Source organism: Lacibacter sediminis (assembly GCF_014168535.1).
GTDB lineage: Bacteria > Bacteroidota > Bacteroidia > Chitinophagales > Chitinophagaceae > Lacibacter > Lacibacter sediminis.
Genome location: NZ_CP060007.1, coordinates 2,156,717 through 2,181,210, shown reverse-complemented (window position 1 = coordinate 2,181,210; position 24,494 = coordinate 2,156,717). Strand labels below are relative to the sequence as shown.

The 24,494-nt window shown below is 40.5% G+C and carries 22 protein-coding genes; 15 read left to right on the top strand and 7 right to left on the bottom strand.

Features of this window, described 5'->3' with window-relative positions:
* The first annotated feature begins 29 nt into the window (after positions 1 to 29).
* The 4 genes from H4075_RS09295 to H4075_RS09280 all read left to right on the top strand — a co-directional run bounded on the left by H4075_RS09295 (position 30) and on the right by H4075_RS09280 (position 5,961).
* Complete coding sequence (locus H4075_RS09295) at positions 30 to 1,208, top strand: THUMP domain-containing class I SAM-dependent RNA methyltransferase (RefSeq protein WP_182806172.1); 1,179 nt, start codon at positions 30 to 32, stop codon at positions 1,206 to 1,208.
* Positions 1,209 to 1,248: 40 nt separating this feature from the next.
* Positions 1,249 to 2,217, top strand: coding sequence for a YpdA family putative bacillithiol disulfide reductase (locus H4075_RS09290; RefSeq protein WP_182806170.1), 969 nt, complete (start codon positions 1,249 to 1,251; stop codon positions 2,215 to 2,217).
* A 154-nt stretch (positions 2,218 to 2,371) separates the two neighbouring features.
* Positions 2,372 to 4,309, top strand: coding sequence for a T9SS type A sorting domain-containing protein (locus tag H4075_RS09285; protein ID WP_182806168.1), 1,938 nt, complete (start codon positions 2,372 to 2,374; stop codon positions 4,307 to 4,309).
* A gap of 107 nt (positions 4,310 to 4,416) precedes the next feature.
* Positions 4,417 to 5,961 (top strand): M20/M25/M40 family metallo-hydrolase, encoded by a 1,545-nt coding sequence (locus H4075_RS09280; protein WP_182806166.1) that lies wholly within the window; start codon positions 4,417 to 4,419, stop codon positions 5,959 to 5,961.
* A gap of 68 nt (positions 5,962 to 6,029) precedes the next feature.
* On the opposite strand, the gene H4075_RS09275 is transcribed toward H4075_RS09280, so the two are convergent.
* Complete coding sequence (locus H4075_RS09275; RefSeq protein ID WP_182806165.1) at positions 6,030 to 6,434, bottom strand: META domain-containing protein; 405 nt, start codon at positions 6,432 to 6,434, stop codon at positions 6,030 to 6,032.
* Between the two features lie 183 nt (positions 6,435 to 6,617).
* On the opposite strand from H4075_RS09275, the gene H4075_RS09270 reads away from it, so the two are divergent.
* From H4075_RS09270 to H4075_RS09260, 3 genes are all read left to right on the top strand, one after another.
* The gene (locus H4075_RS09270) at positions 6,618 to 7,922 is read left to right on the top strand and encodes a PAS domain-containing sensor histidine kinase (protein ID WP_182806163.1); all 1,305 of its coding nucleotides are present in this window, start codon (positions 6,618 to 6,620) and stop codon (positions 7,920 to 7,922) included.
* 236 nt (positions 7,923 to 8,158) lie between these two features.
* Complete coding sequence (locus H4075_RS09265; protein WP_182806161.1) at positions 8,159 to 8,596, top strand: glycine zipper domain-containing protein; 438 nt, start codon at positions 8,159 to 8,161, stop codon at positions 8,594 to 8,596.
* 78 nt (positions 8,597 to 8,674) lie between these two features.
* Positions 8,675 to 9,607: a CvpA family protein gene (locus H4075_RS09260; protein WP_182806159.1), complete on the top strand. Its 933-nt coding sequence runs from the start codon at positions 8,675 to 8,677 to the stop codon at positions 9,605 to 9,607.
* Between the two features lie 15 nt (positions 9,608 to 9,622).
* Here H4075_RS09260 and H4075_RS09255 read toward each other — a convergent pair whose 3' ends face one another.
* On the bottom strand, positions 9,623 to 10,789 hold the full coding sequence (locus tag H4075_RS09255) for a GAF domain-containing protein (protein ID WP_182806157.1): 1,167 nt from the start codon (positions 10,787 to 10,789) through the stop codon (positions 9,623 to 9,625).
* Positions 10,790 to 11,227: 438 nt separating this feature from the next.
* Between H4075_RS09255 and H4075_RS09250 the strand changes: the two genes are divergently transcribed.
* The gene (locus H4075_RS09250) at positions 11,228 to 11,428 is read left to right on the top strand and encodes a dodecin family protein (RefSeq protein WP_182806155.1); all 201 of its coding nucleotides are present in this window, start codon (positions 11,228 to 11,230) and stop codon (positions 11,426 to 11,428) included.
* Between the two features lie 91 nt (positions 11,429 to 11,519).
* On the opposite strand, the gene H4075_RS09245 is transcribed toward H4075_RS09250, so the two are convergent.
* Positions 11,520 to 11,768, bottom strand: coding sequence for a DUF6814 family protein (locus tag H4075_RS09245; protein WP_182806153.1), 249 nt, complete (start codon positions 11,766 to 11,768; stop codon positions 11,520 to 11,522).
* A gap of 3 nt (positions 11,769 to 11,771) precedes the next feature.
* Entirely contained in the window at positions 11,772 to 13,295 is a 1,524-nt protein-coding gene (locus H4075_RS09240) for an MFS transporter (protein WP_182806152.1), read from the bottom strand.
* 223 nt (positions 13,296 to 13,518) lie between these two features.
* Here H4075_RS09240 and H4075_RS09235 point away from each other — a divergent pair, with 223 nt between their 5' ends.
* From H4075_RS09235 to H4075_RS09225, 3 genes are all read left to right on the top strand, one after another.
* Positions 13,519 to 14,031, top strand: coding sequence for a DUF4382 domain-containing protein (locus H4075_RS09235; RefSeq protein WP_182806150.1), 513 nt, complete (start codon positions 13,519 to 13,521; stop codon positions 14,029 to 14,031).
* Between the two features lie 227 nt (positions 14,032 to 14,258).
* The gene (locus H4075_RS09230) at positions 14,259 to 14,600 is read left to right on the top strand and encodes a hypothetical protein (protein ID WP_182806148.1); all 342 of its coding nucleotides are present in this window, start codon (positions 14,259 to 14,261) and stop codon (positions 14,598 to 14,600) included.
* A gap of 122 nt (positions 14,601 to 14,722) precedes the next feature.
* The gene (locus tag H4075_RS09225) at positions 14,723 to 14,857 is read left to right on the top strand and encodes a phosphatidate cytidylyltransferase (RefSeq protein ID WP_220494920.1); all 135 of its coding nucleotides are present in this window, start codon (positions 14,723 to 14,725) and stop codon (positions 14,855 to 14,857) included.
* A gap of 75 nt (positions 14,858 to 14,932) precedes the next feature.
* Here the strand turns inward: H4075_RS09225 and H4075_RS09220 are convergent, their stop codons facing one another.
* Positions 14,933 to 17,071 (bottom strand): elongation factor G, encoded by a 2,139-nt coding sequence (locus tag H4075_RS09220; protein WP_182806144.1) that lies wholly within the window; start codon positions 17,069 to 17,071, stop codon positions 14,933 to 14,935.
* A 136-nt stretch (positions 17,072 to 17,207) separates the two neighbouring features.
* The gene (locus tag H4075_RS09215; protein ID WP_182806142.1) at positions 17,208 to 17,585 is read right to left on the bottom strand and encodes a hypothetical protein; all 378 of its coding nucleotides are present in this window, start codon (positions 17,583 to 17,585) and stop codon (positions 17,208 to 17,210) included.
* A 171-nt stretch (positions 17,586 to 17,756) separates the two neighbouring features.
* Between H4075_RS09215 and H4075_RS09210 the strand changes: the two genes are divergently transcribed.
* The 4 genes from H4075_RS09210 (at position 17,757) to H4075_RS09195 (ending at position 23,412) form a co-directional block, all read left to right on the top strand.
* Positions 17,757 to 19,094 carry an OmpA family protein gene (locus H4075_RS09210; RefSeq protein WP_182806140.1) on the top strand — a complete coding sequence of 446 codons (1,338 nt, stop codon included), beginning with the start codon at positions 17,757 to 17,759 and terminating at the stop codon, positions 19,092 to 19,094.
* A 389-nt stretch (positions 19,095 to 19,483) separates the two neighbouring features.
* Positions 19,484 to 20,893 (top strand): PKD domain-containing protein, encoded by a 1,410-nt coding sequence (locus tag H4075_RS09205; protein WP_182806139.1) that lies wholly within the window; start codon positions 19,484 to 19,486, stop codon positions 20,891 to 20,893.
* 151 nt (positions 20,894 to 21,044) lie between these two features.
* Positions 21,045 to 21,611 (top strand): YkgJ family cysteine cluster protein, encoded by a 567-nt coding sequence (locus tag H4075_RS09200; RefSeq protein ID WP_182806137.1) that lies wholly within the window; start codon positions 21,045 to 21,047, stop codon positions 21,609 to 21,611.
* A 58-nt stretch (positions 21,612 to 21,669) separates the two neighbouring features.
* The gene (locus tag H4075_RS09195) at positions 21,670 to 23,412 is read left to right on the top strand and encodes a tetratricopeptide repeat protein (RefSeq protein WP_182806135.1); all 1,743 of its coding nucleotides are present in this window, start codon (positions 21,670 to 21,672) and stop codon (positions 23,410 to 23,412) included.
* Here the strand turns inward: H4075_RS09195 and H4075_RS09190 are convergent.
* Entirely contained in the window at positions 23,409 to 24,461 is a 1,053-nt protein-coding gene (locus tag H4075_RS09190) for a formimidoylglutamase (RefSeq protein WP_182806133.1), read from the bottom strand. The genes H4075_RS09195 and H4075_RS09190 overlap by 4 nt on opposite strands.
* Positions 24,462 to 24,494 lie beyond the last annotated feature (33 nt).

Here is a 24,494-nt window from a genome sequence, read left to right as displayed (position 1 = left end):
TTTTCTTTCTTGTTCCTCAAACTACACGCATGAACCTGTTTACCACTCCCTCCTCCATCATCATCACCTGCCACAAACGCATTGCACCTTATCTTGAAAACGAAGTAAAGGAACTAGGCTTTGCAGTTGATGAAGCATTTGTAACCGGTGTAAAGTTGACGGGCTCCATCAACGATTGTATTAAACTCAATCTGAATCTGCGTTGTGCAAGCCAGGTGTTGTACAGTTTAAAACAATTCACTGCAAATGATGGCGACGATGTGTATAAGAACCTTAAAGATTATGCATGGGAAAACATATTGCCTGATCCCGGCTATTTTTCGGTGACGAGTAATGTCAACAATCCAACCATCAACAACAGCATGTTTGCCAACCTGCGGGTGAAAGATGCCATTGTTGATCGTCTTCGTGACATCAGAGGTACTCGTCCATCAACAGGCGCAGAATTGACGGGCACTGTTATTCATCTGTTCTGGAAGAATGAAAATGCTGAAGTGTTTGTTGATACATCGGGTGATTCATTGGCACGACATGGTTACCGGAAAATTCCCGGACTTGCACCTATGCTCGAAGGCTTGGCATCAGCAACCATTTATGCAAGTGTGTGGGATCGTGTATCGCCTTTTATAAATCCGATGTGTGGTTCGGGAACGTTGGCTATAGAAGCTGCATTGATCGCAACGAATAGAAGACCGGGATTGTACCGCACCAACTATGCATTTATGCATGTGCAGGGTTATGATGACAATGTGTACATAAAAGAAGATGCATTACTGGAAGAACAGATCATTGATGTGCCGGATTTAAAAATTATTGCAACAGACTATAGTCCGAAAGCAATTGAGAATGCAAAGAAGAATGCAGTTGCTGCGGGTGTACAAAAGCTGATTGAATTTGCGGTGTGTGATTTTGCGGACACAGTCGTTCCTGCTGATGCAAAAGGCATTATGATGGTAAATCCCGAATATGGTGAACGTTTGGGTGATATCCAGGAACTGGAAGCAACTTATGCACGCATTGGTGATTTTATGAAACAGAAATGCGGCGGGTATTTCGGTTATGTATTTACCGGCAATATGGAGCTTGCAAAAAAGATCGGATTAAAAGCCAAGCGCCGAATTGAATTTTATAACAGTACCATTGATTGCCGTTTGCTGGAATATGAATTATATAGCGGCAGCAGAAGAGAAGCGAAGATTGCGGAGTAAGCAATCAAAGCAACCCAACCCCTTCCTATCTTTGCCCTTCATGCAAACAACACATTATCCCATCATCATCATCGGCGGTGGACCCATTGGTTTGGCCTGTGGAATTGAAGCAAAGAAAGCTGGCATTCCCTATCTCATTTTAGAGAAAGGTTGTTTGGTGAATTCGTTGTACAACTATCCCTCCAACATGACCTTCTTCTCCACATCAGAACGTTTGGAAATTGGTGAAGTGCCTTTTGTTTCGGTGAATGCAAAACCAACAAGAGCTGAAGCGTTGGAGTATTACAGAAGAGTTACTGTTGCCTACAAACTCAATATTAATCTATTTGAAGAGGTAAACACCGTTGAAAAAACGACAAAAGGGTTTTCAATTCAAACAACAAAGCAAACCTACACCGCTGATCATATCATCATTGCATCCGGATTTTATGACATCCCCTACTTGCTAAATGTAAAAGGTGAACACTTGCCGAAAGTAACACACTATTACAAAGACCCTCACTTCTATGCATTTCAAAAAGTAATTGTTGTTGGTGCAAACAATTCTGCTGTTGATGCCGCATTGGAAACATGGCGCAAAGGTGCTGATGTTACAATGGTGATCCGGGAAAAAGAAGTGGGCGAACGTGTGAAGTATTGGGTGCGTCCTGATGTAGTGAACCGCATTGAAGAAGGTTCTATCAAAGCTTATTATGAATCATCGATCATGGAAATAAAAGAACATGAAGTGATCATTCAAACACCTGAAGGAATTAAAACAATTGAAAACGATTGGGTGATTGCTGCAACCGGTTATCAACCCAACTTAAGTTTTTTAGAAAAAATGGGGATTGCCCTATCAAATGATGACGTTCGAAAGCCCGATTACAACGAAGAAACACATGAAACAAATGTGCCTGATATTTATCTCGCAGGTGTTATTTGCGGTGGCATGAACACTTCCCGCCTCTTTATCGAAAATTCAAGGGAACATGCTGTTCGCATCATCTTGTCGATACAAAACAAGTGATCTGTCGTACAATCTTTACCCCTTCTGCAGGCTACGTGTAAGCTCTCTAAACAAAAACCATTAGTACGGAAAAAAAGGCGGAATAAGTAGTATCACCAAGTATACAGAGCTTCAACAGAAACGTAACTTTACGTGTACCCAAATCTTATACCCGTTGAAGAAGCATGCATTGCATATTATTCTTCTTTTTCCACTATTTCTTTCTGCACAGATCACCAGCCCAATGATCCGTGCAAATTTTGGCGTTGATGCAGACCTAAGGGCAAACTTTTTCAATTTATCAATTTTAGCAGGCAATGATGACTGGTTTCATGATGGGACAGCAGGTGCAGGTATTCATGTTATCGACACAACAGGTGCCGCAGGTATCCTGAGCGGTTATTCCACTAACCCTTTAACAAAACCGATGTCGTTTGCAAGAAGCATGCGCTATCCGGTTTTGAGTACTATCAGCAACCGTATTTATTATGATGCAGCCTTCGTTAGGGATCATCGGGATAATGATTCAACTGCTTTTATTGGCGGACTGAAGAATGGCCAAAGTCCGCAGGCATGGGCTGGCACTACTACTCCTGTTTTATCGAAGAATGATATTTCTGAAGTTTTTCTGCATGTGCGTAGAGATGGTACCAACCCAACCGATTCATTGTGGTTTTTTGGCGCTGTAGGCATCCTGGGCACAAATGGTGATCGCTATTTCGACTTTGAATTATATCAAACAGATATTGCCTATAACAAAGCAACCGGTTTGTTTCAAAATTATGGACCAGACTTTGGCCATACTACGTGGAAATTTGATGGAGCCGGCAATATCACTCAACTGGGTGACATCATTTTTACTGCAGAGTATGGAAACGCAGGTCTTAATTTTATTGAAGCCAGAATCTGGACGGAAAAAACATCTATTACCACTGTATCTCCCGGAGCGTTTGACTGGACAGGTACGTTTGATGGAGAGGCTGCAAGTTCAACACACGGTTATGCTGGCATTGTTCCCAATAATGGAGGTACGTTTTATCAAGGCTTGCAAAATACCGACTCAACCTGGTCAGGACCTTTTGGAAATTTTACAACTGCCAGTGTGTTAGGGTCCAAATATGCACCCATTCAGTTTATGGAGTTTTCGGTAAACCTTTCGAAACTCGGGCTCGACCCAATGACGTTTACAAGTGGTTCTATATGTAATCTTGCATTTGGAAAAGTGTTGGTGAAATCAAGATCATCTACTTCTTTTTCTTCTGCTTTGAAAGATTTCACAAGTCCTTTTCATTTCCGTTCAGTAGCAGACCTGGAAACTGACGTCGACTTTCCAAGACAATGTCCAACTCATACTACGTCTGTCATAACGGTAGCAAATCCGTTATCAACATCAACTTATTACTGGAGCACAAGTAATGGTAATATTGTTGGTGCTACAACAGGAACCTCCATTACCGTAAGTGGCCCCGGCACTTATATTGTTACACAGGAGCTCTTAAGTGGATGCGGTGAAAACGGAAGAGATTCAATTGTTATTACTTCGTATGATAACTGCAGCGTATTGTATTCTTCGGTTAAATCATTGAACGTTCAGTTACAAAATACACTTCCGCTGCTATCATGGCAATTACTCAATTATGATCAGGTTGCTACCGTTACTGTTGAGAGAAGAACTGAACGATCAGGTTTTTACAGTATTGTAACAATGAAAGATAACGGCACAGCAGACTATCGCTATACTGATAAAAATGCGCAGCAGGATGATCTATACTTTTACCGTTTAAAAATAACAGATAAAGACGGACGCACTTATTACAGTGAAGTTGTTACGATAAAAACCGGCAATACCAATGCACTGCATGTAAAAGTAAACCCCAACCCTGTAAGTGGCAGTGATATGAACCTGTATGTAACATTGCCGAACAATGAACTGGCCACTATTCAACTGATTCACACTTCAGGAAAAATTGTTGACCGGCAGCAACAAAGACTCGCAAAAGGTACCAGCCATATTAAACTTAACAGGAAAATGGCATGGCAACCGGGTCTGTACATTCTCCGCATCACTGCCGGTACAGAAATCATCCAGCAAAAGATCATTATTGCAGAATAACCATTCAAACCGTTTTCCATTTATCACATTTTGCCATTTGAACCTCTTGAGACAGGGATGATTCCCTATTTTCGAGTCATTCGTAAATAAACTACAACTCTATCAACATGATTCGATTCGTAATTGCTTTACTGTTACTAAGCACTTCAACTTTTGCGCAGCACAAAGATTCTGTAATGGTAAGCCGCATCATTAAAGAAGCCACAGAAAATTCTCAACTGAAAAAACTCGGACAGGAATTAATGGATGGCATTGGGCCACGTCTTGTAGGCACACCACAAATGCAACAGGCACATGATTGGGCCGTTGCAAAATATACAAGTTGGGGTGTAACTGCACGTAATGAAAAATGGGGTGAATGGCGTGGATGGCAACGAGGCGTTACACATGTTGACATGGTTCATCCCCGTATAAAAACATTGGAAGGCATGCAGCTTGCGTGGAGCCCCGGCACAGGTGGCAAAACAGTTACTGCTGACGTGGTGATTGTTCCTGACTTAGCAGATTCTGCTGCCTTTCAAAAATGGTTGCCAACTGTGAAAGGAAAATTCGTGATGATCTCAATGAATCAACCAACCGGTCGTCCTGATTACAACTGGGATGAGTTTGGAACCAAAGAATCAATTGAGAAAATGAAAAAGGAACGCACTGAATTAACAGAAGCATGGAGCAAACGCATCAGCAAAACTGGTTACACGGCTCGAACATTACCTGTTGCTTTGGAAAATGCAGGTGCAGTTGGTGTGGTGATGAGTAACTGGTCGAGAGGTTTTGGTGTAAACAAGATCTTTGGATCAAACACAAAGAAAGTTCCAACTGTTGATCTTGCATTGGAAGATTATGGCTTACTCTATCGCTTGGCTGAAGCCGGCATTACACCAAAGATCAGTGTGCGTGCCGATTCAAAAGAACTTGGTGTTGTGCCAACATATAATACTGTTGCAGAAATAAAAGGATCAACCAAACCAAATGAATATGTAATGCTGTCTGCCCACTTCGATTCATGGGATGGCGGTACGGGTGCAACAGATAACGGCACAGGTACATTGGTGATGATGGAAGCAATGCGTATTTTGAAATTGGTTTATCCAAATCCTAAACGCACCATTCTTGTTGGTCATTGGGGAAGCGAAGAACAGGGTTTGAATGGATCACGTGCATTTGTAGAAGATCATCCGGAAATTATTGCAAACATACAGGCGCTGTTTAACCAGGATAATGGAACAGGACGTGTTGTAAATATTTCTGGTCAGGGTTTCCTGCATGCATACGATTATATTGGCCGTTGGTTGGCACGTGTACCAAACAAATACAAAGCGGAACTAGAAACAAGATTCCCGGGAGCTCCCGGTGGTGGCGGATCTGACTATGCATCGTTTGTAGCAGCAGGTGTTCCTGCATTTTCATTAAGCTCTAACAGCTGGAGCTATGGCAATTACACCTGGCATACTAACCGTGACACGTATGATAAGATCGTGTTTGATGATGTACAAAACAATGCAATCTTAACTGCTATTCTCATTTACATGGCTTGTGAAGATGAAAACAAAACTTCACGTGAACGCATCGTATTACCTGTTAATCAACGCACGGGTGAACCGGGCAAATGGCCGGCGCAAACAAAAGCAACACGCAGAGGTGGTTTAGATTAATCACCTGCAGATACAAAAACATCCCGCAATTGCGGGATGTTTTATTATAAGCAAACTCAGTTTCCATTTTAACGTAAACGCATCACCACTTCTTTCCCTTTCTTCAGCAACATGATATTATTTTCAACTGCATATCCATCAACCTCATTCAGCACTTCAAGAAAACGATCTTCAAATGCCTGATCAGAACACATCATTTTTGTAGAAGTAATATTTGAAAATTTGATACCTCCGTCTTTTTTCAGTTCATAGCTACCTGCAATTCGATTACAACCTCCCGTGCCGCTCACTTGTTTTTGTGAAGGTACAAACATAAGATTGGCATCTTTCTCTGTACCACTTAATTGAACGGGCACTGTTTTCAATTCATACAATGTCCAACGCTTTTGATCCCAGTTATGGTCGGGCGAAAGTTTAGGGCTGCAGGAAACAAAGACCAGTGTTAAAAGAATAATCGCAGATACATTTTTCATACAATCAATTTAAAGGTTAACAATTGAGTAAAGAAAAATCAATTATAACAAAGGCAGGCATTAAATGTTCATGTCCTGCGCTCGAAGAAAATAAACAAAAGATGATCTTGGTCAGAGAGAGTAATAATCTTACTCATAAAAAGCCGAAAGGAGCGCTATTACATTTACGATCAAATTAAAATCATGTACTCACATCCTAACCTCATGAAGCTGCAGGCAGATGTATCGAGATGCAGCCCTGCTGTTTTTATAACAGGCATCTATCTTACTCTCAGCACCATTTGGATATTCTGGAGCGATGCCCTGGTTGAAAAACTTGCCCATAATAATTCTACGTTATTAGTGAATCTCCAGAATCAAAAAGGGATCGCTTTCGTTTTACTTTCCAGTATACTTCTTTTTGTGATCAGCCACAGTCTCTATAATCGTTTACGTAATTCCAATAAAAGCAAAACTACTTTAGAGCAAAAATTTGAAGCGTTAAACGTGGCAGCACGTGGAGGAATGATCGATTACGACACAGAAACAAAAACGGCCACTATCAATGAAAAGATGAGCTTCTTTATGCCCAGCGGCACACACAAGATTGAAAATTTTTTCCAGACGTTTATGGAACGAATTCACATAGCAGATCATGCGAGGGTTAGATCAGAATATGAAATGGCTAACGAAACCGGGCAGAATGTGTGGACAACAGAGTACAGGCTGCTTGGCACTGATGGAATTTATTACTCCGTATTAAGCAGTTTATTTCTGATACGTGACCCCGAAACAAATAAGACGCATCGGTTGATTGGCGAAATTCAGGATATTACTCAACTTCGAAATTTGCAGGCAGAATATTATAACCAACAACTAAAACACAAGCAACGGCTTGCCAGCACCATCATCAAAGCACAGGAGAACGAACGCAACCGCTGGGCGCAGGAACTGCACGACAATATCTCTCAGATACTTACTGTAATTAATCTTTACCTGGGAAATACAAATGTAAAAATTGACAGAAACATCACAATGATCAATGAAGCAAAAAAAATGGTGAATGAAGTGCAACAGGAAATCCGTTTTCTTTCTGCCGCCATGAAACCTCCTGTTTTTTCACTCATGACGTTAGAACAATCGCTCGATAAACTTATTGCCGATATTACACGTGTAAAAAAAATCGGGTTCAGCCTTACTGCATCAGAACTTGATGAAACAAAACTGAATGATGAACAAAAATTAATGATCTATCGTGTGGTGCAGGAGCAACTGAATAATATTCTGAAATACGCAGAGGCAAATCATATCGACATCAGTTTACATTCCGAGAACGAACTGGTGCATATACAGCTAACGGATGACGGCAAAGGTTTTGACAGCATTAAAATAAAAACAGGATTAGGCTTCAGAAATATTCAAAGTCGGCTACTGGTTTATAATGGGGATATGAAACTTGAATCTTCTCCGGGCAAAGGCTGCAGGTTATCGGTTACATTTCATATCTAATCTGCTTTCGTTTGCAAATTATTAACAGATGATCTTCCTTGCTTAATATATTCGATGCTCACACTGCATGATTCCGCTTCTGTTTGTTAAAAGAAATCGCAGGAAACAAGCTGAACTTCAAGCATCTGTTCCTAACTATTAATTTTCATTAACAATTCTGCTTTTTTCTGGCACAGTTTTTCTAAGTATAGGAGCATAGAACGAAACAATATTTTTTCACCGAAAAGCCAGAAATTATGAAACAGATATTTACAATTTTATCGGTAGCAGCAATTGTTGCAGTAGTAACAGTATCGTGCAAAACAAAAACAGCAACAACTGATCAAACAAATGTTTTATCAGCCGTTGATTCTGCAGAGTTTGCTGCTTTCCAGGAATGGAAAGAACAACAGGAAATGAAAAAAATGAAGGAAACGACTACCGTTCGCTACGTAGAGCGCAGACAAACTGCAGCTAACACTTCGCCTGCTGTTGTTACAAACACAAGACCAGCTAAGAAAAAATGGACCAACGCTACAAAAGGAGCAGTTATTGGCGGCGCAAGTGGTGCAGTCATTGGTGGTGTTGTAAGTAAAAAGAATCGTGTTGCCGGCGTGTTGGTGGGTGGTGTACTTGGTGCCGGTGGTGGCTGGGCTATTGGCCGGTCAATTGATAAAAAACAAGGCAATTATTAAACAGCCTGAACGTTGAATAATAGCGGAGATCTTTCATCTGATGTTTGATCTCCGCTTTTTTGATATAGTCACTTACATATGAACACTGTCGATATTTTTCTCGTACTGTTGACTTTGCTGGCAGCCTTTATTGGTTACCGGTTCGGTGCATTACGTTTTATATTGGAACTGTTTAAATGGTCGGCAGCTGTTGTTGCGGGCATTCTTCTTTACAGCAACACGGTTGATGAAGTTGTACAAAAATTACCATCACTAAAAGATTGGTATCTGCCGTTAAGTTTAATTGCGGGCTTTATCGTTGTATATATCATCCTCTCGGTGCTCCAACGCCTCCTGATGAATGCAACCAACAACGAAAGCAGCATTCATCTTCTCGACAGGATGAGTGGGATTATTCCCGGCCTTGTGCTGGGAATAATATTGAGCGCTGTTACTGCAAGGCTTCTTACTTTTTCAGTGATCGACAGCATTAGTGCTGAAGCAGAGAAAAGTGAAGTGGCCGCTATGCTTTCGCCTTATAGTGAAATTGCAGAGAAACAAATCAGTCCGATACTTGAAAAAACATTTGATGTTGCCCTGTCTAACGGGAAATCAGAACCGGAAGTTTATGCCACAGATTATTACAGCATCAGGCCAGACCTTGAACAACAGATGTTGCAGCTTGTAAATGCTGAGCGAAAGAAAAAAGGATTGAAACCGCTTGTTGCTGATGAGCAATTACGGAATGTGGCAAGGGCTCACTCATCAGATATGTTGAAAAGAGGTTATTTCTCACATATGACACCGGAAGGAAAAGATCCGTTTTACCGGATGAAGAAGGCTGGAGTAACCTATCGAAAAGCCGGCGAAAATCTTGCTTATGCTTCCACACTTGCAAAAGCACATCGGGGATTAATGAACTCTCCCAGTCATCGTGCAGCTATACTCAATAAATCATTTGGACGGGTGGGTATTGGCATTGTTGATGGAGGCAGGTCCGGCTTAATGATCTCACAGGAGTTTAAAGATTAAACCTTCATCTTCAGTTTATTTTTTTACTAAAGGAAAGTTTACGCAAAGCAGGTTCGTGCCACGTTCAGTTTCAATAAATTTCACAGATCCATTCATATCAATCACCCGATAATACACTATGCTGCTGATCAATTTTTGTTCCCTGGCTTTTATCTGATGATCAGACGCATCATCCTCTATGCAAAGAGTAATATCATCTTCAACAGATATTTGAATACTCACATTGCCTGCATCCCGCTTCGACTCAATAAACTGTAACCACGATTCTGCAATTTTTGTACAATTGATTGCCTGACCAAAACCAATCAGCTCTGACTTACCCGTTATCTTTATCTCAGTATTGAAAGAATGCGCTGAACGATGAGTGTGCAGAAAGTTTTCCATCATTACCTGAACAGAAACCGAATCAACAGTTGACGGAATAATGTTGTAAGAAAGGTTTTTAATCTCAGCTAAAGCATTGCCGATTGATTGGTTAGCTTCATTTATGAAATCCAATCTCCCTCCTTCGTTAACAACTGCCATATTCAAATACAATCTGCTGGCTGCCAACTCCTGTGCAATATTTTCATGCAGTTCTTTTGCCAACAACAATTTTTCTTCATCTTGTCCCTTGATAAGGTCAATGGTGGCCTCATCCTTTATCCTGATCAATTCTCCCGCACGCTGCTCTAAAACTTTTGATTTTAATCGAAGCTCTAATAATTTGGTTATTTGGTTCGATAATATTTCCATTGCCCTTTCCTGTGCTGTTGTAAGCTGGCGGGGCCTCGTATCGATTACACAAATAGTCCCGAGATTTTGGCCAGTTGGTGAAATAATAGGTGCTCCTGCATAAAACCGAACATTCATATCACCCGTAACCAAAGGATTATCAAAAAAACGCTCATCTGATGCAGCATCATCAATAATCATGATCTCGTTATTAAGAATGGCGTGTGAGCAAAAAGACACATCTCTGCTTGTTTCAGATTCAGCGATCCCTTGTTTTGATTTAAACCATTGCCGGTCTTTATCAATCAAGGTAATTAACGATATGGGACAATTACAGATTTGTGCAGCAAGCTCACGCAGTTCATCAAATTCTGTTTCTCCCGGTGTATCGAGCAATTCATATAAATGCAGATCGGAAAGACGCAACTCTTCAAACCTGGGTAACTGGGCAATGAGCATAGTATTCATATAAGGTACGGTTTGTGATGGGTTACAGCACTTACGTACGGTTTTACAAAAAGAGATGTCACACTCGTATTATTTTTAATGAAATAAGCATTTTCACTTATTCATCTCCAAAAAAATGGTTGGGTCTTGTTATTAGAAACTGTACTAATTAAACAGCAGCTTATAAATTCAACTGCAAAATTGCACTATAAGAATTTCAAATGCTTGTTAAAGAAGATGAATCAAACTAATTTTTTTGCCATTTAAGTAGTTGCACTTATATCTTCTAAATCAGATAACAACAAATAAAATGTATACCACAAAAGCCGCTGTAATCTCAACCGTCGCTGTCGAATTGATTACCTCAGGAAGGCGTAAAACTGCATTTGAATTTACGGCTTAGTTTGTCTATCTTATTGGAGCAAACCATTTTTACAAACATCAAAAAAACTTACAGTTATGCCAATTGTAAAAATAATTGAAGTGATTGCTTCGTCAGACAAAGGAATTGATGATGCTATTCGTCAGGCCGTAGCCGAAGCATCTAAGACAGTGCGGAATATTGACTCTGTATATGTGCAGGATATTAAAGCACATGTAAAAGATGGTCAGGTAACCACCTTTGGCTGCGTATGTAAAATATCATTCAGAATTGAATAATATTTATACTAAAACAAGAGAAGCACAGAACGTTGACCAAATGCTCAACGTTCTGTGCTTCTTTATTTATAACAGAATTTAAACTTCTGCTTTATTCTATCTCAGTTGAATCTTCGGGCAGATGATCATACTCCCCTTTGAGTGCATACCAACCAAAGATCACCAGGCCAATAACGATTGGTAAAAAAATTCCGATGATGATCACCCACGGAACAGGATTGTTGATATCTTTCTTTCCCGCAGTATCAATATTATACCACGCAGCCATCAACAGTAAAATAAAAATCAATGGGCCTGCTATTATCCACACAAGACCTGCATATCGTTTTAATTTGTTCATAGTTTAATCGTTTACGTTTGGATCAATTTTATTATTCAGATATAAAGCACCAATTACAAAACATAATGCCGCTACGATGATTGGATACCACAACCCTACCAACGGATCAGCAGGAAAAGAAGTGGTCAACAGTAACCCTATGAACGGCACCAACCCACCAAATACACCATTACCTATATGATAAGGCAACGACATAGACGTGTAACGGATCTTTGTTGGAAACAACTCAACAAGAAATGCTGCAACAGGGCCATACACCATTGTTACAAAAAATATCTGGATAAATACCAGCCATACAAACTTCCAGAAGACGGGAGTTGGCAACACACGGTCTTTATATTGCATCTGCGCCGTAGTAACTGAACCATCTTGCTTGATGGTTTCTTTCGATACAACTGTATAAGCCCACCCATTTGTTGATGCATAAGAAGTGGTTGTTGTGCGGAGCGAACCAGTGGCTGATGGCTCAGCTACAACTTTAGGAGTTGCAGTTTCTTTTACGTCAACTATCTCAATTTTATCCGGATCAACACTGGATAAAAAGCTACTGTAAATAGGTCTGTAGAACAATACTCCCAACAGCATACCAATAAGCATGATCCATTTACGACCGATCTTATCACTCAACCATCCAAAGAAAACAAAGAAGGGTGTTGCAAACAGGATGGCCCAAAGCAAAATGGTTCTGCTTTGTCCAAATTCGATCATTACTCTTGTTTCTAAAAAATTCTGCGCATAAAACTGACCGGTGTACCAGATAACGCCCTGCCCCATTACTGCACCAAACAATGCCAGTAATACCATTTTAAAATTTGCTTTGTGGCTGAAACTTTCTTTCAAAGGATTGACGGATGTCTTTCCTTCATGTTTCAGTTTCGCAAACAAAGGTGATTCCTTCATCTTCATGCGTATATAAATAGAGACGCCCACTAACAGAATCGACAACCAAAAAGGATAGCGCCATCCACCCCACTCTGCATCAAACGCTTCATTACTCATACTTGATTTCACAAGAAGAATAACGCCCAATGCAACAAACAAACCCAATGTTGCAGTGGTTTGTATCCAGCTTGTATAAAGTCCACGTTTATTTGCCGGCGCATGTTCGGCCACGTAAGTAGCAGCACCGCCATATTCGCCACCTAATGCCAGGCCTTGTATCAATCGAAGTAATAAAACAAGAATGGGCGCTAATACACCAATTGATTTATAACCGGGAACCAGCCCGATTAAAAAAGTAGCGCTGCCCATGAGCACAAGTGTTAACAGAAAGGTATACTTGCGGCCGATCAGATCACCCAGGCGACCAAATAATAATGCACCAAAGGGACGCACAATAAAACCTGCAGCAAAAATGGCCAGTGTGCTGAGCAAAGCAGCCACATCATTGCCTTCGGGAAAGAATTGAACTGAAATTGTTTTGGCAAGCATACCAAAAATGTAAAAGTCGTACCATTCAATTAAGGTACCCATCGAGGAAGCAGCAATCACTTTCCAGATGGAAGAGGAAGCAGTCGGTTGATTCATGCAAGGAAGATAAGTAAAAAACAGAATGACAATCGTTCTGCAACCTCATCAAAACAAAAGAAAAAACCTTACAAATGTTCGCAGAATTATCTGGAAACCGAATAGTTATGTATGCAAATATTTTTTCACTACGTAAATAACTTTTGCACAAAAGTAGTTTTACATAAACGCTTAATTCGCTTTGGCATGGTTTTTTGAAGTATATGTTTAAAATCTATTACTCATGAAAAAAACAATGATCTTTTGTTCGTTAGTACTAATCTCTTCGGTATTACTATTTACAGCCTGTAAGAAAAATAAGAACAGTACTGAATTAAAAATCAATCTTACGGATGCACCGTATGATGCGCAACAGGTGAATGTTGACATTAAAGAAGTGAATGTAAATTTCAATGGCGATTCCACCGGCTGGATAAAACTTGAAACAATGGCCGGTATTTATGATCTGTTGAAATTGCAAAATGGAGTGGATACATTTCTTGCAGCAGGAACAGTACCAACAGGCACGCTTAAAGAATTACGTTTAGTGTTAGGTACGCAAAACACAATTATGATCGATAGTGTTATTTATCCGTTAAGCACACCAAGCAGCCAGCAAAGTGGATTGAAAATAAAAGTCAACCGCAATCTCGCAGCCGGTCTAGATTCATTGCTGGTTGATTTTGATGCAGCTCTTTCAATCAGTAAAGATGGCAGTGGTAATTATATTTTACAACCTGTGTTGAAACTAAAATAGGTTACACTTCGATATATACATGGAAAGCGGCACCTGTAAGTGTCGCTTTTTCATTTTAATCACGTTCCCTGAAAGTGTAAGCATCACCCGAAAAGAAAACACTCACCATGATGAGTGGATGAATATGTGAAAGTTGTAACAATCTCATTAAATCATGTAATGAATTTGCAGCTAATCAAATGCATATTTGTAAGACACTCTATTATTAACAGCTAAACACGATTGTCATGGAAAAACGTCAAACAGTAAGCGAAAACACACAAGACACCGCAAATGCGCTGAAACAAAAAACGAATCAGGATTTTAATGGTAAGAAGCCTTTGCCTAACGATCCTGATTTAAAAGAAAAAACACCCGAAACAGAAGTACCCGGTATTGGTGATGATAAAAAAAAGATTCCGGGTGAAGTAATTGGAGAAAATGAAAAAAAAGGCAGCACTACCGAGGAGCACAAGCCAGAGCCACCATCAGTAGATGAGCCGATCAATCCATTACCTGATGAAGTTATTGAAGGTGATTCAAGTGCTCCAACTATTATTAACAAACAAGACGACGGCAAAGTTTTTTAATCATCAAATTTCATGAAACAGCCTGCCTGCAATTAGAATTGAACACTCACAAAAACCTTTTAATAGTTTCTTTTATGAACATAACAAAATACGTAAGCATATTGCTTATTGCAATGACTTCCATGTTGAGTTCATGCCAATTGGTGGAAGGTATTTTCAAAGCGGGCATGGGGTTTGGAATTTTTATTGTAGTTGCAATTATTGCACTCATTATCTTTATTATCATGCGTATTGGACGTGGTAAAAAAGATGCTTAACAGAAATTCATTTACCTGATAAAAAAAAGTGCAGCCATTCAATTGACTGCACTTTTTGTTTTTAAATGAAACCTGTTAAGCCATCATTTCTTCCTTCGCTACTTTACTGTAATCGTCAGCAAGTTTGCGTTGTACTTCAAATGGCAGTGGTTCATATTCTAAGAAATGCATACGGAATTTTGCACGGCCCTGCGTGAATGAACGCAGGTTGCTGCTGTAATCCTGCATTTCTGCCAATGGAACTTTAGCGATCACTTTTGTAAAATGACTTTCTGTATCCATCCCCTCCACCATTGCACGGCGTGTTTGCAGATCACCAATAACAGCACCGGTGAGATCTTCAGGACAAAGCACTTCTACATGGTACATTGGTTCAAGTATCTGCGGATCGGCCTGTTGAAATGCCTGACGGAATGCCTGCAAACCTGCGATCTTAAACGAGATATCGTTACTGTCAACAGGATGCATCTTACCATCAAACACACAAACACGCACATCACGCACATAAGAACCGGTGAGCGGACCTTCGGTCATTTTTTCCATCACACCTTTTAAGATCGATGGCAGAAACCGAACATCAATAGCACCACCAACAATACAATTGTAATAAACCAGTTTGCCGCCCCATGGCAATTCATGTACTTCCCTTCCACGAACATTCAGATCAGAAGGCTCGGGCATTCCTTCATACCAAGGTTCAATACGCAAATGCACTTCACCAAACTGACCATTACCACCACTTTGCTTTTTATGGCGATACATACTATCTGCACTGCGGCGTATAGTTTCACGGTAAGGAATGCGTGGTCTTGTGAATTTCACTTCCAGCTTATGCTGATGTTCAATTTTCCATTTGGCTACTGCTAAATGCATATCGCCCTGACAATGGATTAATGTTTGTCTTAACTCTTGCGATACTTCCACTTTAAACGTTGGATCCTCATGACGGAGATCGTGTAAAGCTGTTGCCAGTTTTTCTTCTTCGCCTTTCTTTATGCTTTCAATGGCCATTGTAAGGTTTGAAGCTGGGAACTCAATGGGAAGTAACTCAATATCTTTTCCTTTTTCGTGCAGTGTATTATTAACATGCGTGTTCCGGAGTTTTAAGGTTGCTCCAATATCGCCTGCAGTGAGTTCATTCACCTGTGTGCGTTTATTTCCTTCTACCACAAAGAGCTGGTTCATTTTTTCAGCCACACCGGTTGTTTCATTCACCAGTTCCATTCCTGATTTAATGGTACCACTGTAAACTTTAAAGAAAGAAAGTTCGCCAACATGTGGCTCACTTACTGTTTTGTAAACGAAAATGCAGCCGGGGCCATTTTCGTCGCAGGATAACGTTGATCCTGATTTTGTTTTTTGCGGAGGCATTTCATTGGCACTTGGGCATACATTATCAATAAAGCCCATCAGCCTGCCACTGCCCATATTGCGTTCTGCAGATAAACAGAATAATGGAAAGAGATCATGATGGATCATTGCATTTTTCATTCCTGCTTTGATCTCATCTTCACTCAACTCACCTTTGTCGAAATATTTCTCCATCAACGTTTCATCATTACCTGCAACTGCTTCAATCAATTCTTTGTGTAAATTATCAGCTCTCTCTTTTTCATCATCAGGAATAGGTAATTTTTCCGGCTTGCCTCCTGCATCTTTGAATTTGTACATCGTCATGCGCAGCACATCAATGATCTCGTGAAAACCTGCGCCTTGTTGTCGGGGATATTGTACCACTGTAATATTGCTTCCGAAATGAGCTTTGGCTTCAGCAACCGTTTTATCGAAATCCGCCGTTTCATCATCTAGTTTATTCACCGCAAAGATCATGGGTGTTTTAAATTGCTCTGTGTAATCCCAGATAATATCTGTACCAACTTCCACTCCACGTGTTGCGTTCAACAGCATTACACCTGTATCGGCTACACGCAATGCGCTGATGACTTCCCCAACAAAATCATCATAACCCGGCGTATCAATAATATTGATCTTATAACCACGCCATTTGCTGTGTAAGAGTTTTGAAAAAACGGAGTTGCCTCTTTCCTGTTCAAGTTCATGATAATCGGCAACAGTATTACGTTCTGCTACTGTGCCTCTGCGGTTAATAATGCCTGCTTCGTATAACATGCATTCCGCTAATGTTGTCTTACCGGAGCCGGCGTGGCCCAGCAAGACAATGTTTTTTACGTGTGAGGTATCAAAGTCTGCCATAACATTCATTTTTTAAAATGTAAACAATCACCTGCTTACATGGGCATGTAAGTACAAGCGTAACCGTACAGGGAACAGATAGAATTTGAATGGGTGGCTGTGAATGTCTTTGATAGATGTAGTAAAGGCAGTAAGCTTATGCCTTAGCAACGAAATTTCTGAAATCGCTTCTCAGTTCATTTAACGTATGTTCCAGTATTTCGTATTGGCCGTGCAGTTCTTCATGTTCCTGCAATGCCTGTTCGGAAGGATGACCGCTTGCCGGGTCTTTTTCTACTTGTAATCGTCGATCGTGATTTTTGATCGCTTGTTTCAGATCGTGGATGTTGATCTGCTGAATGTAAAACTGGTTGTGATAGTGTTCCACTTCGGTAAGGACTTCCTTGTCTTTTTCTCCGCTTGCCATGAGTTGAAGCTGATCTCTCAGTTGACTCATTTCATTACGGTAGGAACGCAGATGCTCCCTCCAGGAGCTGCATTCCCTGTTAAGCTGTGTTGTGTCTGTTGAAACCATGGGAAACAGTTTTAATTGTGAATAAATAAGATATCGTCAAAGAGCTAAATAAATTTAGTCAATACATTCGATAAAACCTATAAAAAAAGCGATGATTTACGCACAAAAAGAAAACAGTATTTATGCATAAATTACGGTTTGGAACGTTAATTTAGCGCTCAATTAATTTCTATGAAACCAAACTGCTTACTAACCGCTCTTGCACTGATGTGCATCATCAGTGTACATGCCCAGAATCAGCAACTGAAAAAACCCGAACTGATTTCGTACAACATCAGTTTTTCTGATTACCGTTTTCCTCAACTCATCAGCGATTCAACCGCCGGCAAAGCTTTCAACCAAGGCGACTGGTATAAACCAGGCAACAAATCATTTGGCGTTGGTTTCAGTTACTGGCGTGGACTCTCACAAAAGATAGATGCTTCAGGCACGATCACAGGAACTTTCTCCAACTTCCCTGCCAACTTTGTAAAAGATGATTCAATTGGCCAGGCAAAGTTCAGTACACAACTAAATGCGTTGCTGCATATAAGAGCTTTTAAAGACAAGGCTCCTGTAAATCCATTTTTAACAGCAGGGTTAGGTGTTGGCTACTTCCCCGGAAAGATCGCTGTTTATGCACCATTAGGCGTTGGCTTGCAATTCCGTTTTAAAGCAGGTTCTTATTTCTTCATGCAGGCACAATGGCGAAAGAAATTAACGGATGGCATTAATAACGATTACCTGCATTACAGTTTCAGTTTTGCACAAGACAACCCGTTTGACCGAAAGAAAAAAGTGGTAGAAGTTCCTGTTGTGATTCCGGTTGAACCTGTATTACCGCCAGACGGAGATGGCGATGGATTTGCAGATGCAAATGATAAATGTCCTGATGTGAAAGGAACACTCAATGGCTGTCCTGATACTGATGGCGATGGAATAACTGATAAAGATGATCAATGCCCGAACGATAAAGGCACATTGAACGGATGCCCCGACAGTGACAATGATGGCGTGGCTGACAAAGATGATAAGTGTAAAGACTTGGCTGGTCTTGCCCGTTATGACGGATGTTTAATTCCTGATACGGATAATGATGGTGTGAATGATGAAGAAGATAAATGCCCCAATGAAGCCGGCATTACTGCCAACGGTGGTTGCCCTGAAATAAAACAAGAGATCAAACAGAAAATAGAATTTGCTGCCAAGAATATTCTCTTTCAGTTTGCAAGTGATGTGCTGCTGAAAAAATCATTTATCTCTTTGAATGAAGTGGTGAAAGTTTTACAGGATAACCCATCTTTAAAACTGAACATTGAAGCACATGCAGACAATGCAGGCACTCCTGAACGAAATATGATGTGGAGCGAACGCAGAGCAAAAGCTGTTGCTGATTACTTTATTAGCAAAGGCATTGCTCCTGAACGCATCACTTACAAAGGCTACGGCGATACCAAACCAATAGCCGACAATAAAACAGCAAAAGGAAGAGCATTGAACAGAAGAGTTGAAATGAAAGTTGATTATTGATCTTATTCCTTTTTTCAAATAATACAAACAAGCGGATGATGTAATCATCCGCTTGTTTGTTAATATTAACCCATTAAAAATAAATGTAAAGAGAAGCCCGTTTTTAGAACAGGAGACCTTTGGCTTTGCTCAAATATTACCTTAGCCTCGTTATTGATTTTATGATAACAGTTGTGTATTTTGTTATAGAATATTGGCTTCTCATATCTTCCGGCACCTAAATTAACCTGCTAATTCCGCCCCTGTTTTTTTAAACCATTTTATTTGAAGGAATGAAATGCCTGTTTCAAATACGAATATTCTTACTTGTATCTTGCCTGCATTTGATGTCATGTGAAAAAGAATTATCCTGCGAAAACTGTTTACAAAATCAAAACAATCTTCCGCCTGTGTCAAATGCCGGGCCCGATAAAACCATATACCTGCCCAATGATTCAACCATATTGAATGGTCGAAACTCCGTTGATCCTGATGGATATATTATCTCATGGCTATGGACAAAAATCTCCGGCCCGGGAACACCTGTTATTATGCAGGCAACAGATTCAATTTGTAAGGTTAAAAAGCTTGCAGCTGGCTTGCATCAATTTGAATTAAAAGTAACAGACAATGGAAGCTTATGGTCGAACGATACAATCAACATTAAAGTAATAGATACTGCAACCGGCACTACAACAACCAACAGGCCGCCAATAGCCAGGGCGGGGCAAGATCAAACGATCGTATTACCACTAAATTCTGTTACACTTGACGGATCAGCTTCAACTGACCCCGACAATAATATCCGTACTTATTTGTGGAGAAAAATTTCGGGCCCTCCATTATACAATATTCAAAATGCAAACGCTTCAAAATCTCTGTTCAGTAATCTTGAGCTGGGTGTTTATCTGTTGGAATTAACTGTCACCGATTCGGCTGCACTTAATTCAACAGATACAATACAAGTTGAAGTAGTTAATCCACTTCCGCCCTGTACCGATTGCAAGGTTGTATTCGTCAGTAAACGGGATGGTAACCCGGAAATTTATAAGTGTAATGCAGATGGATCCAATATCATCCGGCTTACCAACAATGCAGCAACTGATGATCATCCTGTTTGGTCACCTGATGGAAAACTCATTGCATTTGTAAGCGACCGGTCGGGATATAGCGAACTTTATATTATGCAGGCAGATGGCTCAAATGTTGTGCAAAAAACATTTCTCTCAAGATTTTGCGAAAACCCAACCTGGTCGCCCGATGGATCAAAAATCGCATTTGCCTCATTCCATAACGGCAGCATGAACATTTGGATGCTTGATGTTGCTTCGGGAGCAACTCCTTTAATTTTTGAAGCACCGGGTTGGGATAGCCAGCCAAGTTGGTCGCCAGATGGTTTAAAGATTGCGATCTCAAGTGATTGGGCAGCCTATGATCTTGATTACGACTTATACTATATTTCTATCCAAAATAATAATTTGCCCACATTTCCTGTCACCTCCAATCTCTTCGACACACTTAACTACTTTCATCCCAGTTGGTCGCCAGACGGGAGAAAGCTTGCATGTGCAATAGTCAAAACAACAGGCATTAATTCTTATAGTACCCAGATTGGCACGATGAATTTCTGGGGCACCGAAATCACCACTATTGCAACTGGCGCATCCCCCTTCACCAAAACTTCCTGGTCACCAGATGGATACAGGATTGCTTATACTTCCCTTGCATCTCCGGGAGCACCGCCGAATATTTCCTGGGTAGCAGCTAATGGATCATCTTCAGGAATTATTGTTACCAATGGATGGAATGCCGATTGGTAATATTGATGAAGTGAATAACAAGCAGCTAATAAAACAGCAAAAGGAAGAGTAATTAACAGAAGAGTTGAAATGAAAGTTGATCATTGATCCTATTTATGAAGATTATTTAAAAAGCCGGAGACTTCCGGTCTTTTTTTATTAAAGCGCAGATTTGCGTATCAATCATGCTTCAAAACGAAACCGCTTACCTTTACCGCAAATCATTTCATTGACCATTCACACATCACTCCCCTTTATTGCTGAAGTTGCAAATGAGAAACAGGAAGAAAACCTGCAGTTTGTTAATTTCTTAAAAGAACGCAACAGTGAGGAAGTTGATGAAGAAGTGCAACGGCTCAACCAACTTATTGAACCGAAGATCGACTGTACAAGTTGCGGCAACTGTTGCAAAAGTTTAATGGTGAATATTACAGCAGAAGAAGCCGACAGAGCTGCGGCACGTTTACAAATTACACGTGAAGTGTTTGATGAACGATATGTAGAAAAAGGAAGTTATGAACTGATGATCATGAATAAAATGCCCTGTCATTTTCTTGCCAACAATGCCTGCACGATTTATGAAGACAGGTTTGCAGGTTGCAGAGAGTTCCCTGCTTTACACCTGCCCCAATTTACGCAACGGCTATTTTCCGTAATGATGCATTATGAACGTTGTCCCATCATTTTTAATGTAATGGAAGAATTGAAAACCACAACCGGCTTTCAACAAAAAATATAGCGGCTGTTTGTAACTTTCCTTCAATTATTGTAGCTTTTAGTTTCCAAAACTTTGATGTATGAAATTTCGGCTGCTGCTCCTTGCATTACCTGCTTTTGTTACTGCTTTACTTGCTGTGCAGTTTACTGATCGTTACCAAACAACCCGGCAAATTGCAAAACTAAAAAAATACAAACTGGAGAACAGCATTCGTTGCAGCCCCGATTGGGAAGCATTAAAAGATGCGCTGGAGGAAGTGGATATTCCACCAATTCCCGGCGCAGGTTCTTACAAGTGGAAGATCACTACCACAAACGATAGCGCACAATTCTATTTCAACCAGGGTATTAATATGTACTATGGCTTTCATATTATTGAAGCCATGGCATCGTTTAAAAAAGCAGAAAAATTTGATGCTACTTCCGCCATGATCCAGTGGGCGAAAGCATTGGCCTACGGACCTAACATCAACGATCTTGGTTATGCCGCCTCACCAGATGCATTAACTGCAGTTAATAAAGCGCTTGAACTTTCAGTTAATGGCACAGCTGTTGAAAAAGGATTGATTAATGCACAAGCCGTTCGCTATTCAGCTGATAGTACACAAACAAGAGAGCATCTTAATCAACTGTATGCAGACAAAATGCAAAAGTTGTATGAACAGTTTTCGTCATCGGCAGATGTTGCTGCTTTGTATGCTGATGCATTGATGCTCCAGCATCCCTGGGATCTTTGGTTCAGCAATGGCAAACCAAAAGAGTGGACACCACGAATACGTACAGTACTTGAAAAATTACTAGCTGTTGCTCCGCTCCATCCCGGCGCCAATCATTACTATATACATGTGATGGAACCTTCGCCGTATGCATCCCTTGCTACAGCAAGTGCCGACAGGTTAGGAAGTCTCACGCCTGCTTTATCGCACATGGTACATATGCCTTCGCATATTTATTTACGCACTGGCAACTACAGTAAAGGAGCTGCAGTGAATGAAGATGCAGTAAAGAGTTATAAAAATGTTTTGCAATTATTTGCTCCTGCAGCAGGTGCCGATTTTTTATATGTGATCCACAACCTGCATATGCAAACTAATCATGCCATCATGAGTGGCAATAGCAAGTATGCTATTGAAAGTGCCAAACAAACTGCTGCCAGCATACCTGCTGATTATTTACTGATGGAAGGAGCGCTTGGCAATTACATTCAATACATTTATTATACAAATATTTTGGTTGATGTACGTTATGCCCGTTGGGATGCACTACTGGCAATGAAACAGCCACCGACAAAACAGGTTTATTCAAATGTGCTGTATCATTTTGGAAAAGGAATGGCCTATGCACATCAGCAAAAACTACCTGATGCAAAGAAAGAATACGGTTATTTAAACGATCTCTTAAAAGACAGTACACTTTCATTGCCATTTGCACCTTTCTCTCCTTCCATTGATGGTGCTAATGTTGCTGCTAATTTGCTTGCCGGTACAATTGCACTTGCACAGAAGGATAATAAAGCTGCCCTTGAACACTTCAGCAAAGCAGTTGCAACAGAAGAACAAATGGTGTATAATGAACCAAGAGATTGGTTACTCAATCCAAAACATTATTTAGGTAATGCTTACCTGCAACAGAAAGATTGGAAAAAAGCAGAGGAAGTTTTGCTCAGCGATCTGAAGAACAACAACAATAACATCTGGGCCATGACGGGTTTACACCTGGCTTATCTTCAACAGGCAAAACTAAAAGAAATAGCTGCATTACAGCAGCAACTGAAATCGGCAATTGCCAATACCGATATAAAAATCAATGCACCTGTGCTTTAAGGCGCAAGACCTGCTTTTACAAAATCGCTCACCAGGTAACTGATGAGTTTTCCTGTGCCTTCGCTTTTACGTCCATCGCTTAAGAAGCTGGCACCTTCACATATATGCAGGTAGGCGGCTTTTGCATCGGTTGCTGCAAAATTGATGTATTGTCTTGCATGCAGCTTACCAATACCGCTTGGTGTAAATGCACTGCTGAGTGTATGTTCAATAGAATCAAGATCAAGTTCTAAACCCGTATACGTATCTTCTGTAAAGCCCGTAGCATGTGCTACTGCCTGAATGAAATTACGTTTCTCATGAATAAAAATATCTTCGTAAGTAATGAGATCGAAAAAAGGATTGTTCACTATATCGATCCACACATTTTGCGGAATATAATTTTCATGCACACCAATTACACAATACTTCTGCAGGTAGCCATCTTCTTCTGCATAACGAAAAGCATTGCCGCTATGCCGGCCTTCAACCGGACGATAATCGGTATGTGCATCAAGATTAATACAATTGATCTGTGCAAGTTGAAGCTTACCTGCTTTGTGTAGTCCTTTTGCTGTGCCTTTAATAAGTGGATAGGCATTGTTATGACCACCTCCAATAACTATCGGGATCTTTCCATAAGTTGTGATCAGCTTTGCCAACGATTCCACTTCTTCATCGATTGAATGCACAGCATGCCGGTAGGCATCCAGTTTTTCTTCGTGACCATGCGCATTTTCTTCGATCACCGATTCAACATGTGAAAAGTCGAAATGACCCAGCAACAGAATCTCATCACCTTGTAAAAAATCATTGCTTTGAATGTTGAGGAAAGCGGTGAGAAAAGGAAACCATGCAGTATCGGCACCTCCCACTCCTTCATTTGCTTTTACACCAATATCTTCCGGTATACCGAACAACGCAAACCTGGCTGTTGATTCTTTCAATATTTTTTCGAACTGCTCCCTGCTGTGTGGCAACTGCACCCTTTCTCCCAGCTTGGTTTCGAAACGACGGATCTTGGTTAATGTGAGTACATCTTCCTTGTTGTAAAAACGAAATGACTGCATATGGCTGATTTGATTGGTAATGAAAGATAACTT